At 74.2% G+C, this 16,951-nt stretch carries 21 protein-coding genes and 1 pseudogene; 14 read left to right on the top strand and 8 right to left on the bottom strand.

The genetic code is table 11. The annotated features are described in order from the left end of the window. Window positions 1–204 precede the first annotated feature (204 nt). On the top strand, window positions 205–975 hold the full coding sequence (locus tag ACZ6B8_RS08160) for a class I SAM-dependent methyltransferase (protein WP_471606656.1): 771 nt from the start codon (window positions 205–207) through the stop codon (window positions 973–975). On the opposite strand, the gene ACZ6B8_RS08155 is transcribed toward ACZ6B8_RS08160, so the two are convergent. Beyond that, window positions 972–1,139: a hypothetical protein gene (locus tag ACZ6B8_RS08155; RefSeq protein ID WP_471606655.1), complete on the bottom strand. Its 168-nt coding sequence runs from the start codon at window positions 1,137–1,139 to the stop codon at window positions 972–974. The two genes, ACZ6B8_RS08160 and ACZ6B8_RS08155, sit on opposite strands and share 4 nt — an antisense overlap. Window positions 1,140–1,205: 66 nt before the next feature. Here ACZ6B8_RS08155 and ACZ6B8_RS08150 point away from each other — a divergent pair, with 66 nt between their 5' ends. After that, on the top strand, window positions 1,206–1,655 hold the full coding sequence (locus ACZ6B8_RS08150) for a TetR-like C-terminal domain-containing protein (RefSeq protein WP_471606654.1): 450 nt from the start codon (window positions 1,206–1,208) through the stop codon (window positions 1,653–1,655). 57 nt (window positions 1,656–1,712) lie between these two features. Here ACZ6B8_RS08150 and ACZ6B8_RS08145 read toward each other — a convergent pair whose 3' ends face one another. Continuing rightward, window positions 1,713–2,609, bottom strand: coding sequence for an SCO6745 family protein (locus tag ACZ6B8_RS08145; protein WP_471607171.1), 897 nt, complete (start codon window positions 2,607–2,609; stop codon window positions 1,713–1,715). Between the two features lie 210 nt (window positions 2,610–2,819). Between ACZ6B8_RS08145 and ACZ6B8_RS08140 the strand changes: the two genes are divergently transcribed. Continuing rightward, window positions 2,820–3,524 (top strand): GntR family transcriptional regulator, encoded by a 705-nt coding sequence (locus ACZ6B8_RS08140; RefSeq protein WP_471077380.1) that lies wholly within the window; start codon window positions 2,820–2,822, stop codon window positions 3,522–3,524. On the opposite strand, the gene ACZ6B8_RS08135 is transcribed toward ACZ6B8_RS08140, so the two are convergent. After that, window positions 3,521–4,585, bottom strand: a complete 1,065-nt coding sequence (locus ACZ6B8_RS08135) for a cytochrome P450 (RefSeq protein ID WP_471077377.1) — start codon at window positions 4,583–4,585, stop codon at window positions 3,521–3,523. The genes ACZ6B8_RS08140 and ACZ6B8_RS08135 overlap by 4 nt on opposite strands. Window positions 4,586–4,718: 133 nt before the next feature. Beyond that, window positions 4,719–4,799, bottom strand: coding sequence for a tryptorubin family RiPP precursor (locus ACZ6B8_RS08130; RefSeq protein ID WP_355806243.1), 81 nt, complete (start codon window positions 4,797–4,799; stop codon window positions 4,719–4,721). A 327-nt stretch (window positions 4,800–5,126) separates the two neighbouring features. Here ACZ6B8_RS08130 and ACZ6B8_RS08125 point away from each other — a divergent pair, with 327 nt between their 5' ends. The 3 genes from ACZ6B8_RS08125 to ACZ6B8_RS08115 all read left to right on the top strand — a co-directional run bounded on the left by ACZ6B8_RS08125 (window position 5,127) and on the right by ACZ6B8_RS08115 (window position 7,129). Next, on the top strand, window positions 5,127–5,819 hold the full coding sequence (locus tag ACZ6B8_RS08125; RefSeq protein WP_471606653.1) for an alpha/beta fold hydrolase: 693 nt from the start codon (window positions 5,127–5,129) through the stop codon (window positions 5,817–5,819). Window positions 5,820–5,963: 144 nt separating this feature from the next. Then, window positions 5,964–6,902 (top strand): polysaccharide deacetylase family protein, encoded by a 939-nt coding sequence (locus tag ACZ6B8_RS08120; protein ID WP_471606652.1) that lies wholly within the window; start codon window positions 5,964–5,966, stop codon window positions 6,900–6,902. 53 nt (window positions 6,903–6,955) lie between these two features. Continuing rightward, the gene (locus ACZ6B8_RS08115; RefSeq protein WP_471606651.1) at window positions 6,956–7,129 is read left to right on the top strand and encodes a hypothetical protein; all 174 of its coding nucleotides are present in this window, start codon (window positions 6,956–6,958) and stop codon (window positions 7,127–7,129) included. A gap of 110 nt (window positions 7,130–7,239) precedes the next feature. Here the strand turns inward: ACZ6B8_RS08115 and ACZ6B8_RS08110 are convergent, their stop codons facing one another. Together ACZ6B8_RS08110 and ACZ6B8_RS08105 are read right to left on the bottom strand one after the other, a co-directional pair. Beyond that, window positions 7,240–7,908, bottom strand: coding sequence for an ABC transporter (locus ACZ6B8_RS08110; RefSeq protein ID WP_471077365.1), 669 nt, complete (start codon window positions 7,906–7,908; stop codon window positions 7,240–7,242). Continuing rightward, the gene (locus ACZ6B8_RS08105) at window positions 7,908–8,825 is read right to left on the bottom strand and encodes an ABC transporter ATP-binding protein (protein WP_471077362.1); all 918 of its coding nucleotides are present in this window, start codon (window positions 8,823–8,825) and stop codon (window positions 7,908–7,910) included. The genes ACZ6B8_RS08110 and ACZ6B8_RS08105 overlap by 1 nt, the downstream gene beginning before the upstream one ends. A 97-nt stretch (window positions 8,826–8,922) precedes the next feature. Here ACZ6B8_RS08105 and ACZ6B8_RS08100 point away from each other — a divergent pair, with 97 nt between their 5' ends. Beyond that, window positions 8,923–9,681 (top strand): peptidyl-tRNA hydrolase, encoded by a 759-nt coding sequence (locus ACZ6B8_RS08100; protein ID WP_471077359.1) that lies wholly within the window; start codon window positions 8,923–8,925, stop codon window positions 9,679–9,681. Between the two features lie 23 nt (window positions 9,682–9,704). Here ACZ6B8_RS08100 and ACZ6B8_RS08095 read toward each other — a convergent pair whose 3' ends face one another. Continuing rightward, window positions 9,705–10,070 carry a darcynin family protein gene (locus ACZ6B8_RS08095; RefSeq protein WP_471606650.1) on the bottom strand — a complete coding sequence of 122 codons (366 nt, stop codon included), beginning with the start codon at window positions 10,068–10,070 and terminating at the stop codon, window positions 9,705–9,707. Between ACZ6B8_RS08095 and ACZ6B8_RS08090 the strand changes: the two are divergent. Next, window positions 10,051–10,095: pseudogene (locus tag ACZ6B8_RS08090) on the top strand (hypothetical protein); the annotation flags it as partial. The gene ACZ6B8_RS08095 and the pseudogene ACZ6B8_RS08090 sit on opposite strands and share 20 nt — an antisense overlap. 47 nt (window positions 10,096–10,142) lie before the next feature. Here ACZ6B8_RS08090 and ACZ6B8_RS08085 read toward each other — a convergent pair. Further along, window positions 10,143–11,048, bottom strand: coding sequence for an NAD(P)H-binding protein (locus ACZ6B8_RS08085; protein ID WP_471077354.1), 906 nt, complete (start codon window positions 11,046–11,048; stop codon window positions 10,143–10,145). A 318-nt stretch (window positions 11,049–11,366) separates the two neighbouring features. Between ACZ6B8_RS08085 and ACZ6B8_RS08080 the strand changes: the two genes are divergently transcribed. The 6 genes from ACZ6B8_RS08080 (at window position 11,367) to ACZ6B8_RS08055 (ending at window position 16,847) form a co-directional block, all read left to right on the top strand. Then, window positions 11,367–12,029: a TetR/AcrR family transcriptional regulator gene (locus ACZ6B8_RS08080; RefSeq protein ID WP_471606649.1), complete on the top strand. Its 663-nt coding sequence runs from the start codon at window positions 11,367–11,369 to the stop codon at window positions 12,027–12,029. Between the two features lie 79 nt (window positions 12,030–12,108). Further along, on the top strand, window positions 12,109–12,792 hold the full coding sequence (locus ACZ6B8_RS08075; RefSeq protein WP_471077348.1) for a TIGR03086 family metal-binding protein: 684 nt from the start codon (window positions 12,109–12,111) through the stop codon (window positions 12,790–12,792). Between the two features lie 67 nt (window positions 12,793–12,859). After that, complete coding sequence (locus ACZ6B8_RS08070; RefSeq protein WP_471077345.1) at window positions 12,860–13,627, top strand: DUF4142 domain-containing protein; 768 nt, start codon at window positions 12,860–12,862, stop codon at window positions 13,625–13,627. 103 nt (window positions 13,628–13,730) lie between these two features. Further along, the gene (locus tag ACZ6B8_RS08065; RefSeq protein WP_471606648.1) at window positions 13,731–15,053 is read left to right on the top strand and encodes an MbnB/TglH/ChrH family RiPP precursor modification enzyme; all 1,323 of its coding nucleotides are present in this window, start codon (window positions 13,731–13,733) and stop codon (window positions 15,051–15,053) included. 164 nt (window positions 15,054–15,217) lie between these two features. Continuing rightward, window positions 15,218–15,973: a DUF4142 domain-containing protein gene (locus tag ACZ6B8_RS08060; RefSeq protein WP_471077339.1), complete on the top strand. Its 756-nt coding sequence runs from the start codon at window positions 15,218–15,220 to the stop codon at window positions 15,971–15,973. A gap of 100 nt (window positions 15,974–16,073) precedes the next feature. Next, window positions 16,074–16,847, top strand: a complete 774-nt coding sequence (locus tag ACZ6B8_RS08055) for a TIGR04222 domain-containing membrane protein (protein ID WP_471606647.1) — start codon at window positions 16,074–16,076, stop codon at window positions 16,845–16,847. Window positions 16,848–16,951: the final 104 nt, after the last annotated feature.

Genomic DNA, 16,951 nt, shown 5'->3' with positions numbered 1-16,951 from the left:
GAACACCCCCGCGCCGGGCCTCGGCGGGCCCGCGGGCGGTTCTTGGGGGCGGGACGTGCGGGCGGGGCTCGCCGCCCGCACGCGGGGCGCGCATACGGCCGCGGACGCCCTTCGCGGCCCCGCCGCAGCCCCGCACGCAGCAGCTCTGACCTGGGCCGATGAGGTGTGCGCGGCCTACCATCAGGCTCTGCGAAAGGGGACTTGATGGACCGCAGCGTACGCACGATCGACGACGTGATGAAGCTTATGGACGGCCTCTTCGAGCCGGCGGCCGACCGGTGGTCGGCGGACGGGGCGGCGTGGTGGGACGGCTTCTACGCCGACCGCTCGAAGCCGGTGCCGTTCTTCGCGGACAAGCCCGACGAAAGCCTCGTCTCGTACGGGGAGCGAGGTCTGCTCACTCCGGGGCGTGCCCTCGACCTGGGCTGCGGCCCGGGGCGCAACGCCCTGCACCTCGCCTCGCTCGGCTTCGCGGTGGACGCCGTCGACCTGTCGCAGGGCGCCCTCGCCTGGGCGGCGGACCGGGCCCGCGCGGCGGGGGCCGAGGTGCGCTTCCACCACGGTGACGCCTTCGCGCTCGCGCGGGCGGAGCTGAGCGGCCCGTACGACCTGATCCACGACTCCGGCTGCTTCCACCATCTGCCGCCGCACCGCCGCGTCAGCTATCTCGCCCTCCTCGACCGCCTCCTGGCCCCCGGCGGCCACTTCTCCCTCGGCTGCTTCGCGGCGGGCGAGGCGGGCGAGGCGGGCATGGGGTCCGAGCTCTCCGACGCGGACTTCTACCGGCAGGGCGGGCTGCACGGCGGCCTGGCGTACACGGCGGAGGCGCTGCGCGGAATCTTCGCCGGCCTGACGGAGGTCGAGATGCGCCGGATGCGCGACGAGCCGCCCGACTCCCCGCGCTTCGGCGAACCGTTCCTCTGGGCGGCCCTGTTCCGCCGGGACGACGCGGGCGCGCTGGGTGGGCGGGCCTAAGAGGTCGTCATCTGTTTCCGCGACTGCCGCGGCGGCTGGCTCAGGGGCACGACGATCTTGGTGCCGAACGTGCCCGTCTCCGCCTCGTCCAGCAGCAGGGCCGCCAGCGTGACGCGGGAGATACGGGGCGGCAGCAGGGGCGCCGCAGCTCCGCCAACGGCCACTTCCCCGACCTGGGGGCGCTGATCCAGCACGTGCTGCGGCTGCGTTACGAGGAGCCGGCACGACTGATGGACGACACCGCCCGGCCCGCCCCGGACCCGCTGTCCGACCTCGTGGCCCGGTGCGCGGCCTATGTGCGCCGGGGAGTCGGCCGACCCGGCCACTCCCGCACGCTCTTCGGCGGACGGATGCCGGACGACCTCGTCCCCGGCTCGGCACACGGCGCCGGGGCTGAACCGCTGGAGGCCGTGGTGGTCTCCCTGGCGGCCGTCACCGGCGCCGAGACCACGGCGGACCGACAGTGGCAGGCCGGCCTGCTCCTCTGGACCGCGCTGCACGGCCTGGTCAGCCTCTCCAACGACCACGGGAACATGCCCTGGCCGCCCCTGGACGACTTGATCACCGACCTGCTCAGCCTGCACACCGGCCGCCCGGCGGCCGAGATCGCGCCTCTCCTGCCGCCGCGGGAGGACGACCCGTCTTCCGCCGGCACTCCGCCTCCTTCGTCCGGCCTCTGACGCGCTCCCGCGCCACGGTCACCGGGAGCGCCCGGAGCCGTGCGGCGCAAGGATCGTTTACGTGCGATCAGGCTGTCCATGAACGGTCTGGAACGTCCCCGCCGCGGTGAACGCGTCGGTGATCGGCGCGATGAGCGAGGCGAAGCGACGGGCACCCGTGGTGCCGATCGGGGCCCATAGCGCGGCGCAGTGCTCGTCCGTTTCCACCTCGATGCGCTCGCGCGCCGTACTGCCGGGGTCGGTGATCATGCCGTGGGAGTCGAGCCAGCCGCGCGCGACCAGGCGTGCTGTCGCCGCGTCCCACTCCTCGTCGTCCCACTGACGGGTCGCTCGCGCGAGAGCTGTCGGGAGGCGGCCGGTCGCGGCGTGCAGAACGAGAGAGTCGCATGGCCCGAGGCCGTTGTCGGCGAGTACGACGAGATGGGCGTCGCCGCGCCACTCGCGCGCCACCGTGATCTGCTGCCACAGCGCGACAAGAGGATCGGACGGAAGCGTGACCGAGGCGTTCGCGGCGGCCAGCACCTTGCCGGCGTAGTCGGCACCCGCGATGACCGGGTCGATCAGCGAGCGCGCCTCGGCGAGGTGGTCGTCCGTGAGGTGTAGGTCGACCCGCCGCATCGCCCGTCCGGCGGCCAGGAAACGGGCGGCCTGCCACCGCTCGGGCGGCGCGGCGTCCCACACGCCCGCCATGGCCCTCACTGCCCGCGGGCTGAAGTTGTAGAAGGCCGCCAGCGTGACGGGCCACGGGACCGCGCCCATCGCGGCCGACCGGAAGGCCAGATACGCCGGTCCGCGGTCGGTCACGCCGAGCGCGGCCGCCTCTTCGGAGCTCTCGGGGGCCAGGTAGATGAACAAGTGGGCGGCGCTGACGGCGCGGCTGACGTCACGGACGGCTTTGAGGTCCATGGGGCCGTCGCCGGTGCGGGCGGAATCGGAAAGGGCGTCGAGGTGCATCACGGTGGTGCCTCCGGGAGTCGGGCGGCGCTGTCGGACGGGTGTTTCGGCGGTGGCGGTCAACACGGCCCGGGCCGCCGGGGGAAGGGGGGCGAAGGGTCGCCGGCCCGCACAGCCGTCGTCCCGTCCGGACGAGACCGTCTTCGCAGGTTACTGAATCGACCGTAACACGAATAATCGATTATCCAGTGGATCGTCTAGGATGGCCGCATGACTCGGACGGCACACTCCTCGACCCCGCCGGGAAAGCAGATGCTTTCCGAGCAGGTCTACACACACCTGCGGGACGCGATCATGCGCGGGGACCACTCCCCTGGCGCCCCCCTCAAGCCGCAGGATCTCGCCAAGGAGCAGGGCGTGAGCCTGGCCGTGGTGCGTGAGGCGCTCGTGCGGGTGGTCGGCGAGGGGCTCGCCGACCGGCTGCCCAACCGCGGCTTCGCCGTCCCGTCCTACTCCGACCGCCGCTGGCAGGAGATCGCCGAAGCCCGCAGGACGGTCGAACCGGTCGTACTGCGCATGTCCATCGAGCGCGGCGACGTCGACTGGGAGGCCCGCGTGCGGGCCTCCCACCACCGTTTGGTGCGCACCCCGGCCTACGCGCCGGAGGAGGGCGATCACTACACCGGCGCGTGGGCCGAAGCTCACAGGGCCTTCCACCGCACGTTGCTGGAAGGGTGCGGCAACCGCGCGCTCCTGGAGACCTTCGACCGGTTGTGGACCGCGAGCGAGCTGGCCCGCCGTTGGTCGGCGCACCGCAACCCCGACCGGGACGGCGCCGAGGAACACCGCAGGCTGGAGGAGGCGGTGCTGGCCCGCGACGCCGACACCGCAGTCGCGGTCCTGGTCAAGCACCTCACCTTGACCGCGGCTGCTCTGAGCGACGATGCAGGTCAGGCCATCCAGGCCTCCGTCTAAGGCCTGGCCCCGCCGCCCCCGCGGACCAACCGCACCTTGTCGACGCCCAGCAGCCCCGCCAGCGGCACCTTCGCGGTGGTCTGCCGGGGGTCGACCGTCACGCCCTCGGCGCGCAGGATGTCGAGGAGCATGCCGGCCAGCGGCATCACCATGTGCCGTCCCCAGCAGCGCTCGGAGACGTGGCCGAAGGGGAGGTAGCCCGGGTGGTCGTCGGGGTCGAGCGTGTCCCAGCGTTCGGGGCGGAAGTCGTCCGGGTCGTCCCAGAGGGCCGGGTCGCGGTGGCTGAGCAGTGGCAGGAGCAGTACGTCGTCGCCGGGGCCGATGCGGTCGTCGAGGGCGGGGTACTCGGGGCCGGCGTTGCGCAGGAGGTTCCAGGACGGCGGCAGCAGCCGCATGGACTCGTACAGGATGTGCTCGTTGGGCGTGTCGTCGTCGAAGGGCGCTCCGAGCCAGTACGCGTTGGCGACGAGCGTGGAGACGGTGAAGCAGACGGGCGCGGCGGCGCGCCGGTACATGCCCATGGCGTAGCGGCGTTCGTTGTAGTTCGCGGCGTTCGCGGTCAGGCCCGCGATGCTGGTGGCGGGCGCGCCGGGGCGGAGCCTGCCGGGCAGGGCGGCGCCGGTGGCGATGACCGCCCAGGTCAGCTTGGGCGTCAGCTCCAGGGTGCGGTCCATGAGGATGCGCAGCCGGTACGGGTCGGCGCCCAGGATCAGGTCGCGCAGGTGGACGTGGCCGACGTGCGGCCACTGCCCCGTGAGGTCGAGGCGGCCGGGCACCGGCTTCTTCAGCGCGGTGCGCACGTCGCGGCCGATGGCCTGCATGACGGCGGCGGCCTCCGTACGCGGGATGGAACGCCCCTGCAGCGGTTTGAAGGTGGGGCGTTCGCGCTCGGTGGCCGGCCGGGCGGCCAGGATCCGGTCGGTCAGGGCGGGTCCTGCGACGCCGACGGTGTCGGCGTCCAGGCGGAACACGTCCTCGCCGCGGTGGTCGCGCAGCAGGGCGTCGAGCCGGGGCGTGAGGACGGTGGTCCGTGCGAGGCCGGCGGTACCGGATATGGACATCGGGAGTCTCCAGGAGCGGGAGGCCCGCACCCGGCGGCCGGTTCACGGCACACCGGACGCGGGCCTCGACGGCGCGTTGCGTCCCTACGGAATGTGCGTCCGCGCGGGATGCGCGCGGTGTCCTGCCTGCGGTCTAGTACCAGATGTACCAGGCGTAGGACTTGAGGCTCTTCTCTCCGGTGACCTTCTTCTTGAGGGAGCGGACAACCTTCATGTGCATACCTCCGGTCGTTTCCGTTCGTCCGTGCCGGACACGGACCTGCGGAGGATCTCCGTCCCCGATCAACAGCCGATAAACGGCCAGGTGATGGGCTATGACGGGCATATCCGGAGTGTGTCGGTGAGGGCCGTGGGCGAGGCGCGTGAGCGGAACGTCGGCGTCACGCGCGCGGGGACCCGTGCCGTGGAGGAAGAGGGACGGGGGCGGTGTTCCGTTCCCGTCCACCCGGTCGGCGGGGGCGGGCCCGCTCCTGATACCAAGATCCGTGGAGACCGTCCGGCCGCCCGCGGGGTACGCGGGCACGCGGAGAGAGGCACCACGATGCAGCTGCACACCCACGAGTGGGGGACCGGCGACCGGATCGCCCTGTTGGTCCACGGGATGATGTCGGACCACCGCACCTGGCGGCGCGTGGGGCCCGCCCTCGCCGAACGGGGGTACCGCGTGATCGCCGTCGACCTGCGCGGCCACGGCGCGAGCGGACGCGGCGCGTACGGCGCGCGGCTCTTCGCCGACGACCTCGTCGACACGCTGCCGGCCGGCGCGGACCTCGCGCTCGGGCACTCGCTCGGCGGTCTCGCGCTGGCCCTCGCGGCCGAGCGGCTCGCGCCCGCGCGGGCCGTCTACTGCGATCCGGCGTGGGCGCTCGGCCCCCGCGGCGCGGTCGACCCCGCCGCGTTCGTGGCGTTCCAGCGGCTGTCGCGGCAGGTGATAGCGAAGTTCAACCCGCGCTGGGAGGCGGCCGACGTGGACGTCGAGGTCGCCACGCTGGCCGCGTGGGACCCGGACTCCGCCCTGTCGCTGTCCGGCGCGCACGCCGCCGACCACACCCCCGCCGCCCCGGTCGTGCGCTCGCTCGTCCAGGTCGCGGACCCCAGCCCCGTCGTCGACGCGGCGCTCAAGGAGGAGCTGGCGCGGCGCGGCTTCGAGGTGCGGACGGTCCGGGGTGCGGGACACACCATCCACCGCGACGACTTCGACGCGTTCATGGGCTCGCTGGAGGGGTGGCTCTGAGAGGACCGGGCCACCTGCGCGACGCCCCGGCGCCCCCGTACGGCGCACGGCGCCGGCGGCGCGGGCGTGGCGGCGGAGTGAGACCTCGCGCCCCCTCGGACCTGTTGTCCTATTTGACGTATTAATGCCTATATCGTCGCGCGGGTGATCACTCTCGTACGGAGATGCGCCGCGCTCTGCGCCCTCGGCTCCCTGACCGTCGCCCTCGCCGGCTGCGGCGCCGACACCGCCACGTCCGGTCACGCGGGCCGCACCGCCCGCCCCGCGCCGACCGCCCCCTCGTCGTCCGCTCCCCCGACCCTCGCGCCGGGCCCCGCCGGGATCACCCCCGTGTTCACCAACGGGTCCCGCAAGCACGGCCGTACCGTCGCCCTCACCTTCGACGCCGACATGACCGCGGACCAGGGTCCGCGCGCGGCGGCGGGTGAGCGGTTCGACAATCCGGCCCTGGTCGCCACGCTGCGGCGGCTGAAGGTGCCCGCCACGTTCTTCATGACGGGCCGGTGGGCCGAGGAGTACCCGAAGCAGGCCAAGGACATCGGCCGCGACCCGCTCTTCGAGGTCGCCAACCACTCCTACAGCCACCATGCCTTCACCGGCGACTGCTACGGACTGCCGACCGTGCCCGCGGCCCGGATGCGCGCCGACATGGACCGCGCCTTCGCGGCCTTCCGCACGGCGGGCGTCGAGCGCCGCGTGCCGTACTTCCGCTTCCCCGGCGGCTGTTACGACCGGCAGGCCCTGCGGGCGCTGGCGCCCGGCGGCGTGACCGCGGTGCAGTGGGACGTCGTCAGCGGCGACGCCTTCGCCACGGACTCCTCGGCGGTCGCCCGGCAGGTGCTCGACGGGGTGCGGCCGGGCTCCGTCGTCGTCATGCACTGCACGCGCAGCGCGGCGCCCACGACGGAGCGCGCCCTGCGCACGGTCGTCCCCGAGCTGCGCGAGCGCGGGTACCGGTTCGTCCGGGTCTCGGAGCAGATCCGCTCGTCCGGGGCGCCGGGCACGACGGGAGCGACGCCCCGGGCGACGGGCGCGGCGGACTCCGCGGACTCGGCGGGGCGGGACGCGTCCGACAAGTCCTGAACGGGCCTGGTCCGGCCTGAACCGTCGGGATCCCCTGAACTAGGCTGGTCCGCATGCCGGATGACGATCACCGCGCGGCGGCCCCGCCGGAGCCCCGGCCGGACGAGCCGTTCGCCGAGTGCGTGCTCTGTCGCGCGCCCACCGAGTACCCCGAGTCCCGGCGGGGCGTCACGCTCTGCCCGGTGTGCGAGTGGCAGGAGGCACAGCGCTCGGCCTGTTCGGGCTGAGCGGGACCGGGGACCGGCGTCCGTCGACAGGCAGACCGGCGGATGGGCCACCAGGCCGACAGGCGGATGGGCCGACAGGTCGATCCGTCGACCATCGGGCCGTCGCTCCGTCAGCCGCGCCGCGAGCTGAGCGCGCACGCCCCCCACAGCGCCGCCGCCGTGACGGCCAGCGCCGCCGCGAGAGCGCCCAGCGGGGCGGGCACCGCGCCCTCCCGCGACCCGGTGGTCAGGTCCGTCAGGACCGACTTGGCCGGGGAGCCCGTGGTCACCAGCAGGAACAGCGCGCCGAGCAGCAGCGCGGGCACGGCGCGGCCCGCGGAGCGCAGGATCGGCCAGCCGGCGAGCGCCCCGAGCGCGGTGCCGAGCAACGCGCTGACCAGCATCGCGAGGAGTCCGGCCGCGCCCGCGGGGAGCCGCTCCACCGGCACCCGGGCGTTCGTGCTCGCCGCGTCGCTGATGACCGTCACGACGCACACCGCCGCGGCGCCGAGCGCGGCGGCGGTGAGCAGTGCGGCCAGCAGTGAGGCGAGGTGGGCCCGGCCGGGGCCGATGGCCGCGGCGGAGCAACTGCGCGCCGCGGGCGGCTCGTTGGACACACAGATGCGGACGAGCCAGGCCGCCACGGGCAGCAGGCCCCCGGCGGCGTAGGCGAGCGAGTCCAGGATGGGCTGCCCGCCCTGTACGCCGACGCCGAGGAACACGGCGTACAGGATCACGGGCGGAAGCCAGCGCTGGGACCGCACCAGCAGGGCGGTCTGATAGCGCAGCGCGGCACGCATCACCGCACCTCCTCGTCCGTGGCCGCCCCTACCTCGCCACAGACGCGGGCGTCCGCGGCGTGCACCCGCACCACGTGCCACGGCGGCCGTGCCGTCAGAAGCTCCCGCAGGACCCGGTCCGAATGGGGCTCGGGCACGGTGAGCCGCAGCAGGCCGGGCGCGGCCCCCTGCGCGCGGGCCACGACCGACGCGGCGACCGACGGCGGGAGCCCCGCCCCCCGCGCCCCCTCGGGCCCCTGCGTCTCGATGAGCACCGCGGGCCCCTCCCACTCCCGCGAAGTCCCTTGTTCCGTGCGGCGGTTCAACGTCGAGCCCGTCACCGCGTACGTCGCGTGCGCCAGGCCCCGCAGCCTCAGCGGGTCGTGGTCGACGAAGACCACGGAGCCGCCCGCCGCGGTGCGTTCGGCCACCGCGCGGTCGAGCTCGGCGCGGGCGGGCGCGTCCAGGCCGGTCCACGCTTCGTCGAGGACGAGGAGTTCGGGGTCGGCCAGCAGGGCCTGCGCCACGGCGACCTTCTGGCTGCTGCCCTTGGAGAGCTCCGCCAGCGGAGTCCGCGCGTACCCGTCGGCGCCGAAGCGCTCCAGCCACTCCGCCGCGCGGCGCCGGGCAGCCCCGCGCCCGAGTCCGTGGACGCGGCCCATGTGCGTGAGATAGCCGACCGCGGTGAACGGCAGCGCGGCGGGGAACCGTTCGGGCACGAACGCGGTGCGCGGACGCCCGGTCAGCCGCCCCTCGGAGGGCGCGTCGATCCCGGCCAGCAGCCTCAACAGGGTCGACTTTCCTGTTCCGTTGCCGCCCTCGACGCGCACCAGGGCGCCCGCCGGTATGCCGAGGTCGACCTCGCGCAGCACCCAGGGGCCGCGCACGCCGTAGCGGCGTCCCACCTTGTCGAGCCGTACGGCGTGCTCACGTTCCATGCGGGTCATTCTGACGCACACGCCGGGGCGGACACGATCCACGGACGGGCCGGGGCCGGGCCCGGTCCGCCGGCCGGGCGGCTGGCAGACTTGCCGCGTGAGCAGCGAACAGACGACCACCCCCGACAGCGCCCCCGACCGCGCCCCCGCGCAGGACAGCCCGTTCCGGCACGAGATCACCGCGCGCGACGAGGCGCCGCAGTTCGTGCTGCCCCTCGTCGTCCGCATCGAGCGCGCCGCTCCCCCGGCCCGCACGGACGCCCTGGAGACCGCGGCCCGCGCCGTCCTGGTGATGCTGAGCGACGCGCGTTCCCTCGGCGACGGCGAGTGGGCGCAGGCCGTGCGGGACTGGCAGGACGCCCGTATCCGCAAGGTGGTGCGCCGGGCCAGGGGCGCCGAGTGGCGCAAGGCCGAGGCGCTGCCCGGCATCACGGTCACCGGCAAGTCGGCGGAGGTCCGCGTCTTCCCTCCCGTACCACTCGACGGCTGGCCCAAGGAGCTGGCGCGGCTCCAGGTCTCCGGCACCGAACTCGACGACCCCGAGCCGCCGGCCGGCGCCGACCCGACGCACCCCGTGCTCTGGCTGAACCCGCACGTGGAGATGACGGCGGGCAAGACGATGGCCCAGGCCGGCCACGGCGCCCACCTCGCCTGGTGGGAACTCACCGGCGAGGAGCGCGCCGCCTGGCGGGACGCGGGCTTCCCGCTCTCCGTGCGGACCGCCGACTCCGACCACTGGCGCGCGGTGTGCGCCGGCGACAACCCGGTGGTCCGCGACGCGGGCTTCACGGAGATCGCCCCGGGGCCGACCGTCGCGGTCGAGGGCGTGAACCGCATCGGCCTCCTCGGCCCCTGAGGGCTCAGGTGCTGCCTGAGGGCTCAGGTGCTGATCGACGTGACGGCCTCGACGCCGTAGGTGCGGGCGTAGCCGTTCTCGGTGCCGACCAGGAGGTCGACGACCTCGAAGTAGCGGTCCCAGAACGGGGTTTCGCGCAGGGCGTCGACGAGGCGCTGGTAGGCGTCGTGGTCGACGGCCTCCCAGACCCAGACGTCGGTGACCCGGGTGGAGTAGAACTCGGTGTCGTAGAAGCGCGACCGGACGCCGGTGGTCCTGGCCTCGACGGCGGGGACGACCTGCGTGGTGAACGCCTCCACCCGCTCCTGCGGGGTCATGGCGAGCCATTCGGGCGTGGTCTTGACGAGCATGAACGCGGTGACGGGCAGGGTGGTTTCCGGTACGGACATGGGACGGGCCTCCGGGAGGTGTGTCGATGACGGGGTGCGGGTCACGGATACGGGTCGGGTCGTGGGGAAGGCTCAGGCGGCGGCCGAGGACTCGACGGCGGGCCTGAGCACCCGGTCGCACCACTGCTCGAACGTGGTGGGCGTGGCGTTGCCCGGCGTGCGGGTGACGCCGGCGTCCAGGCCCGCGTCCTTGGCCCGCTTCATGTCGCGGACGCCCCGCGCGAACGTCTCGTCGAGCCCGTAGCCGACCAGGGTGCTGTACAGCTCGTCGAACGCCTGGCGCTCGTACCGCACGGGCCGGCCGAGCCGCTCCGTCATGATGCGGGCCAGGTCGTTCGGGGACAGGTCCTGCGGCCCGAGGACCGGAACGCTGTCGACGCCGGACCACGTGCGGTCGAGGAGCAGCCCGGCGGCGACGGCCGCGATGTCGGCGACGGCGACGAGAGGGGCCCTGCGGTCGGGGTCGACGACGTCCGTGAAGACGCCCTTGTCCCGGATCTCCGCGGCGTCCTCCAGGAAGTTCTCGAAGTACGAGGGGTTGGCCAGCGCCCGGTAGGCGACGCCGGTCCCGGCGATGAGGTCGTCCATGGCGAGCGAGGCCGTGACCAGTCCGGCCCGGTCGGCGACGGGCGTGCCGCGGCCGAGCGCGGAGACGCCGACCACATGAGGGACGCCGTGCGTGACGAGGGCCTGTGCGGCGGGACGCGTGAAGCCCCGGAAGCCCTCGTCCGGCGTCCGCGAGGAGTCCGGCGGTACGAGCCAGAACACGGCGTCCGCGCCGGCGAAGGCCCGGTCGACGACGTCGGCGTCGCCGTGCGAGCCGACGACCACCTCGACCCGTTCGCGGACCGCGTCGGGAAGGCGGGCCGGGTCGCGCACCACGACGCGCAGGCGCTCGTCGTGGGCGGGGGCGGACTCCAGGAGCAGGGGCAGCAGATGGCGGCCGATGTTCCCGGTGGGAGCGGTGATGACGATCATGAAAACCTCGTGGGCTGGTGCGGTTCCGGTACGCCCTCATCCTGTTGACCGCACAGTCATTGCGACAAGAGGAACTTCGGCACGGGATCATTGCCGGAAGTGGAATGACCGGGTTGAGCAGCGTCGATGACGGCACTTCGATGGCACCATGACCACCACGGCGGCCGTCGCCCGCCGCGCGCGCCCGGATACCGGGGCGCGAGCACGGACGCGCCCGGCCGGAAGCGAGGCCGGGCGCAGAGCCAGGAGCAGGGGTACACACATGCAGGCGAGAACGGAACGCGAACGCGCGGCGGCCGTCCGGCACCGGGGGCGGTCGTGAGCGGCGGCGCCGCGGGGACCGGCGGGCGCCTGGACGGCCGGGTCGAGCGCGGCAACCAGACCCGCCGCCTCGTGCTGCGCCGCACTGTCGACATCGCCTCCGTCGAGGGGCTCGACGCCCTGTCGCTGGGGCGCATCGCCGCCGAGCTGGACCTCAGCAAGAGCGGGGTGTTCGCGCTCTTCGGCTCGAAGGAGGAGCTGCAGCTGGCGACCATCAGGGCGGCGGGGCGCATCTTCCTCGACACGGTGGTGGAGCCCGCGCGCGAGGAGCCGCCCGGCCTCGGACAGGTGGGCCGGCTCTGCGCGAACTGGCTGGCGTACTCGGAGCGCCGGGTCTTCCCCGGTGGCTGCTTCTTCTACGGGGCGATGGCCGAGTACGACGCGCGTGAAGGTACCGTGCACGACGCCGTCGCCGACGCGGGCCGCAGCTGGACCGGGCAGGTGGAGCGCTGCCTCGGCGAGGCGCGCGACGCCGGCGACCTGCGGGCGGACACGGACATCGGGCAGCTCGCCTTCGAACTCGTCGCCCTCATGGAGACGGCCAACGCGCACTCGGTGCTGCACGGCGCGCCGGACGCGTACCGACTGGCCGGCGCGGGCATCACGGCGCGGCTGCGGGCGGCGGCCACGGATCCGGCGTCGGCGCCCCACCTCCCGTAGGGATGAGGCTTCCGTCTCTCGCGCGACGGCCCGCCTTCCTTCACTAGCACGACCGTTCGTTTAGTTTTATGCTTGCCGCATGCCTTCGACGGCTTCCCGCCCCACCCGGAACCCCGACCCGGAAAGCAGGCACACCGTGACCGATCCCGTCGCCCTCGACCGCGCCGCCGTCCAGACCTCCCTCCACGTCCTGTCCTTCGCCCGCGACGCGGCGGACTGGGAGCGCCCCACCCCGTGCGCGGGCTGGACCCTGCGCCGTCTCGTGACCCATATGACCGCCCAGCACCACGGCTTCGCGGCGGCCGCGCGCGGGGCCGGCGACGACCGCACGTGCTGGATCGAACTCGACCTCGGCAGCGACCCGTCGGCCCGCTACGAGGAGTCGGTGCGGCACGTCCTGGCCGCCTTCGCCGAGTACGGAGCGGAGTACGAACAGGACGGCAGGGAGCGGCAGTTCGTGCTGCCGGAGCTCGGCGGCAGCTTCTCCGGACGTACCGCCGTCGGGTTCCACCTCCTCGACTACGTGGTGCACGCGTGGGACGTGGCCGTCACGCTGGACGTTCCGGTCACCTTCCCGGACGAGGTGCTCGCCGCCGCGCTCGCGGTGGCCCGCCGGGTGCCCGCCACCCCCGAACGCCGGGGCCCCGGCGCCGCGTTCGCGCCCGCGCTGCCCGCCCCGCCCGACGCCTCCGTCCTGGACCAGGTGCTGACCCACCTGGGCCGCTCCCCCGTACCGTTCGCGTCCGACATCTCGCGCGGTTGAACGCCCCGCCCGTATCTTCCGTACTCCCCGGTATCACCGGCGACACCGGAGCACCACGGGAGGCACCTTGCGGCGCGTCAACGGCACGGCTCTGATCATCGCGGCACTCGTCGCCACGCTGGGGGCGATCGCGTTCCCCGTGTGGTCCTACGCCGACCGGTCCGGCACGGGCCAGGCCAATCTGGCCGCGGGGTCCGTCGCCACCCGGTGGGGGCCGCTCTCCACGGCCGACCGGGACCTGCTGGTGAAGGTGCGGCTCGCCGGGCTGTGGGAGATACCCGCGGGCCAGCAGGCCGTCGAGCGGGCGCCGACCAAGGCGGTCAAGGAGGCCGGGGACCATCTGATCGTCGGCCACACCGATCTCGACCGCCGGGTGCGCGGGGTCGCCGCGCAGCTCGGTGTCGAGCTGCCCAACCAGCCCACCGAGCAACAGCAGGGCTGGCTGGACGAGTTGACCGCGGCGAGCGGCGAGGAGTACCAGCGCAAGTTCGCGAATCTGCTGCGCGCCTCGCACGGCAAGGTCTTCGGCGCGATCGCGCTGGTCCGCGACAGCACCCGCAACTCGCTCGTGCGCCAGCTCGCCACCGACGCCAACCAGACCGTCCTCGACCACATCACGATGCTGGAGGCCACCGGCCAGGTCGACTTCGACGGGATCGCGAACGGCGCCGCGTCGACCGCGACCGCCAGCCCCACCGGACCTCCGCCGCCGTCCGGCGCCACGCCCCCGCAGCCACCGCCCGCCGGGCCCAGCGGCGACGTGTCGGCCACGTCCCGTCCCTCGCCCGCGCCGCCCGGCCAGGTCAACACGGACCGGCCGGAACCTCAAATGTAGCTCTGAACGTCCTCCCCCGAGGGTTCGCCCGCCCCCGTCCCGGTGATGTCCTGGGCACGGAAGGGCCGGGGGTACGGGGGCCCGCGGGACGAAGGGGGAGCGCATGACGCGTCAGGAGAGGCACCTGGGACGGCCGGCACGACTGGGGACGGGCATCGGCTGGCGGCCGGAGATCGCCGGTGCCGTGGAGGCGATGCCCGGCATCGACTGGGTCGAGGCCGTCGCCGAGAACCTCTGCCCGGGTCATCTGCCCGACTCCCTGCTGCGGCTGCGCGAGCGCGGGGTGACCGTCGTGCCGCACGGCGTCTCGCTGGGGCTCGGCGGCGCGGACCGCCCCGACGAGGGGCGCCTGGCGGCGCTCGCCGAGCGTGCGGAGGCCCTCGGCTCGCCGCTGGTCACCGAGCACATCGCGTTCGTACGGGCCGGCGGTACCCTCACCGCGACCCAGCCGCTGGAGGCCGGGCACCTGCTGCCCGTGCCGCGCACCCGCGACGCGCTCGACGTGCTCTGCGAGAACGTCCGCGCCGCACAGGACGCGCTGCCCGTGCCGCTCGCCGTGGAGAACATCGCGGCGCTGGTCTCCTGGCCCGGCGAGGAGATGACGGAGGGGCAGTTCCTGTACGAGCTCGTCGAGCGGACGGGCGTACGGCTGCTCATCGACGTCGCCAACCTGCACACCAACCACGTCAACCGCGGCGAGGACCCGGCCAGGGCCCTGGACGAACTGCCCGTCGAGGCCATCGCGTACGTCCATGTGGCGGGCGGCTTCGAGCGGGACGGCGTCTGGCACGACAGCCACGCGCACCCGGTGCCCGAGCCGGTCCTCGCGATCCTCGCCGACCTGGCGTCGCGGGTGTCCCCGCCGGGCGTGCTCCTGGAGCGCGACGAGAACTTCCCCGAACCCGCCGAGCTGGAAGGCGAGTTGGACGCCATCCGGGCCACGGTGAAGGTGGCGGGCGAGCTGCCCGCGCCGGAGTCCGCCGCCCGGCGCGAGGTGCCGCCCGCCTCCCCGGCCGCCCGGCAGCGGACCGCGCTCGCCCAGACCGCGCTGCTCTCCGCGCTCGTCGCGGGCACCCCGGCGCCCGAGGGCTTCGACCACGCGCGGCTGAAGGTGCAGAGCCACGCCCTGGCCGCCAAGCGGGCCGACGTCGTGGCGAAGGTCGCCCCGGAGCTGCCCGGCATCCTGGGCGCCGGGTACCGCGGCCACTTCCTGGCATACGCCCGCTCCCGCCCCATGACGGCCGGCTACCGCCACGACGCGCTGCACTTCGCCGCCCACCTGCTGTCCACCGGGCAGCCGGCGGCCCCGGACGCCCGAGCCGAACTGAGGACCTGGTGGCGGGAGCGCTCGGGCCCGGCCCCGCTGTCCCGCCGCCCCGCCGCCCGCCTGCGCCACGCCACCCGCCGGGTGCTCCTGCGGAGGTGACGAGGGCGGGGGGTCAGGTTGCGCAGGCGGGGGTCCGCCGTCTGCGGGCGCCCTGCGCGCCAGGCAACCCGGCCTTCGCATAAGGCAGTTGACGTACTCCCCGCCGTATCGGGCCGCGCCCCGCCCGGCGCGCACTAACGTGCGGTGCCGCAACAGGAGGCGTCATGCGATCCCGAACCATCAACGGCACCGGCCTCATCGTGGCGGGCCTCGTCGCGACCCTGGCCGCGCTGATCTTTCCGCTCTGGTCCTACGAGGACCGCTCGGGTACCGAACTCGACCGGCTCGACGCCGAGGCCGTGTCGACCGGCTTCGGGCCGCTGTCCGCCCAGGACCGGGAGTTCGTCACCAAGGTGCGCCTCGCCGGGCTGTGGGAGTTGCCGGCCGGACAGCAGGCCGAGGAGCGCGGCACCACCCAGGCCGTGCGCACGGCGGGCGAGCACCTCGTCCAGGGGCACACCTTCCTGGACGCGCGCGTACGCGAGGTCGCGGCCCGGCTCCGCCTGGAGCTGCCCAGTCAGCCAAATCCCCAACAGCGCGACTGGCTGGCGGAGTTGAGCGGCGCCCGCGGCGCGACGTACGACGAGCGGTTCGCGAACATCCTGCGGCGCGCCCACGGCAAGGTCTTCTCCCTGGTGGCCCTGGTCCGCGCGAACACCCGCAACTCCCTGGTGCGCGCCCTGGCCGACGACGCCAACACGACCGTCCTCGACCACATCGAGGTCCTGGAGAGCACCGGCCTCGTCGACTTCGACGGCCTGGCGAAGGACGCGGCGACGTCCGGGCCCGCGGGACCGGCCACCCGGACACCACCGCCGCCCGGCCCGGCCGACTCCCCCGCGCCGGCCACGCCCGTCACCCCGTCGCCCGCCTTCCCGCTGCCCCCGGCCGTCTCCCGGCCCGCGCCCGCCGCCCCGTGACCGGGAGCGACGGAAAACGGAACGTTACCTACCCGTCACCGGTTGTCCGCATGGTGAATAAGCCATGGCGGAATGCGGCGCCTTCGCATAGAAAACCGCCATGTTCTGGGTCCCTCTGTTCCTCCTCGCCTGGGCCGCCGCCGGACTGTCCTGCGGCCGGCTCTGCCTCGCCGCGAGCCGCGCCGCCACACAGGAGAAGACCGCGGCCCGCGGACACGAACTCACCCTCTACGAGACGGCGTTCCTGTCCGGCGGCCCCTCCCGCGTCGCCGACGTGACGCTCGTCGCGATGGCCGGGGCGCGCCGGCTGCTGATCGCGCACACCGGCTGGGCGACCGTCGTCGACCCGGTCGGCCGCGACGACATGGAGCGCTCGGTGCTCGGCGCGATCGGCCCGGCCGGGCAGTCGCGGATAGCGAAGATACGCCGGGCCGCGGCCGCCGCCGACCCGGTGCGGGCGCTCGCGGACCGACTCGTCACGGCCGGGCTCGCCGTCCCGCAGGGCGCGGAGGCGGGCGTCGCGGCCGCGGTGCGCCAGGTGCGGGCCGCCACCGCGGCGGTGCTCGCCCTCGGCGCCGTCGCGGTGCTGCTGCCGGGGCAGGGCCCCGGCGTCTCCGGGCAGGTGCCCGTCGCGGTCTGGTTCGCGCTGCCGCTGCTCGTGTGCACGGGCTGTCTGCTCATCGCCCGCGTCGAGATCCATCCGTACACGCGGTGGGCGTCCCCGGCCGGGCAGCGGCTCCTCGGTGCGCTGCCGAGGCGCGGCGACGGGCTCACCGCCGTCGCGGTGCGCGGGGTCCGTGCCACCGGGGACCCCGGACTGCGGGCCGCCTTCTCACCGCGGCCGCACCGGGGTGCGGGGCAACGGGGTCATTGAGCCGACACCGGCGGGCCGGTGCTTTACTTCGTCGATTACCACACGAATCATCCCTTTTGTTCGAGTACCTCCCGCACGCACAACCGAACACAAGGGGTATGCAC

The sequence above is a fragment of the Streptomyces sp. NPDC041122 genome (assembly GCF_055592445.1).
Note: the sequence above shows the minus strand (reverse complement) of the source record. Positions and strands in the feature narration are given on the sequence as shown.

Excerpts from the sequence above, each read along its gene's own strand:
- ACZ6B8_RS08160 (WP_471606656.1), top strand. The coding sequence starts at position 205 with ATGGACCGCAGCGTACGCACGATCGACGACGTGATGAAGCTTATGGAC.
- ACZ6B8_RS08150 (WP_471606654.1), top strand. The coding sequence starts at position 1,206 with ATGGACGACACCGCCCGGCCCGCCCCGGACCCGCTGTCCGACCTCGTG.
- ACZ6B8_RS08145 (WP_471607171.1), bottom strand. The coding sequence starts at position 2,609 with ATGCACCTCGACGCCCTTTCCGATTCCGCCCGCACCGGCGACGGCCCC.
- ACZ6B8_RS08140 (WP_471077380.1), top strand. The coding sequence starts at position 2,820 with ATGACTCGGACGGCACACTCCTCGACCCCGCCGGGAAAGCAGATGCTT.
- ACZ6B8_RS08135 (WP_471077377.1), bottom strand. The coding sequence starts at position 4,585 with ATGTCCATATCCGGTACCGCCGGCCTCGCACGGACCACCGTCCTCACG.
- ACZ6B8_RS08130 (WP_355806243.1), bottom strand. The coding sequence starts at position 4,799 with ATGAAGGTTGTCCGCTCCCTCAAGAAGAAGGTCACCGGAGAGAAGAGC.
- ACZ6B8_RS08125 (WP_471606653.1), top strand. The coding sequence starts at position 5,127 with ATGCAGCTGCACACCCACGAGTGGGGGACCGGCGACCGGATCGCCCTG.
- ACZ6B8_RS08115 (WP_471606651.1), top strand. The coding sequence starts at position 6,956 with ATGCCGGATGACGATCACCGCGCGGCGGCCCCGCCGGAGCCCCGGCCG.
- ACZ6B8_RS08110 (WP_471077365.1), bottom strand. The coding sequence starts at position 7,908 with ATGCGTGCCGCGCTGCGCTATCAGACCGCCCTGCTGGTGCGGTCCCAG.
- ACZ6B8_RS08105 (WP_471077362.1), bottom strand. The coding sequence starts at position 8,825 with ATGGAACGTGAGCACGCCGTACGGCTCGACAAGGTGGGACGCCGCTAC.
- ACZ6B8_RS08095 (WP_471606650.1), bottom strand. The coding sequence starts at position 10,070 with ATGTCCGTACCGGAAACCACCCTGCCCGTCACCGCGTTCATGCTCGTC.
- ACZ6B8_RS08085 (WP_471077354.1), bottom strand. The coding sequence starts at position 11,048 with ATGATCGTCATCACCGCTCCCACCGGGAACATCGGCCGCCATCTGCTG.
- ACZ6B8_RS08075 (WP_471077348.1), top strand. The coding sequence starts at position 12,109 with ATGCCTTCGACGGCTTCCCGCCCCACCCGGAACCCCGACCCGGAAAGC.
- ACZ6B8_RS08065 (WP_471606648.1), top strand. The coding sequence starts at position 13,731 with ATGACGCGTCAGGAGAGGCACCTGGGACGGCCGGCACGACTGGGGACG.
- ACZ6B8_RS08060 (WP_471077339.1), top strand. The coding sequence starts at position 15,218 with ATGCGATCCCGAACCATCAACGGCACCGGCCTCATCGTGGCGGGCCTC.
- ACZ6B8_RS08055 (WP_471606647.1), top strand. The coding sequence starts at position 16,074 with ATGTTCTGGGTCCCTCTGTTCCTCCTCGCCTGGGCCGCCGCCGGACTG.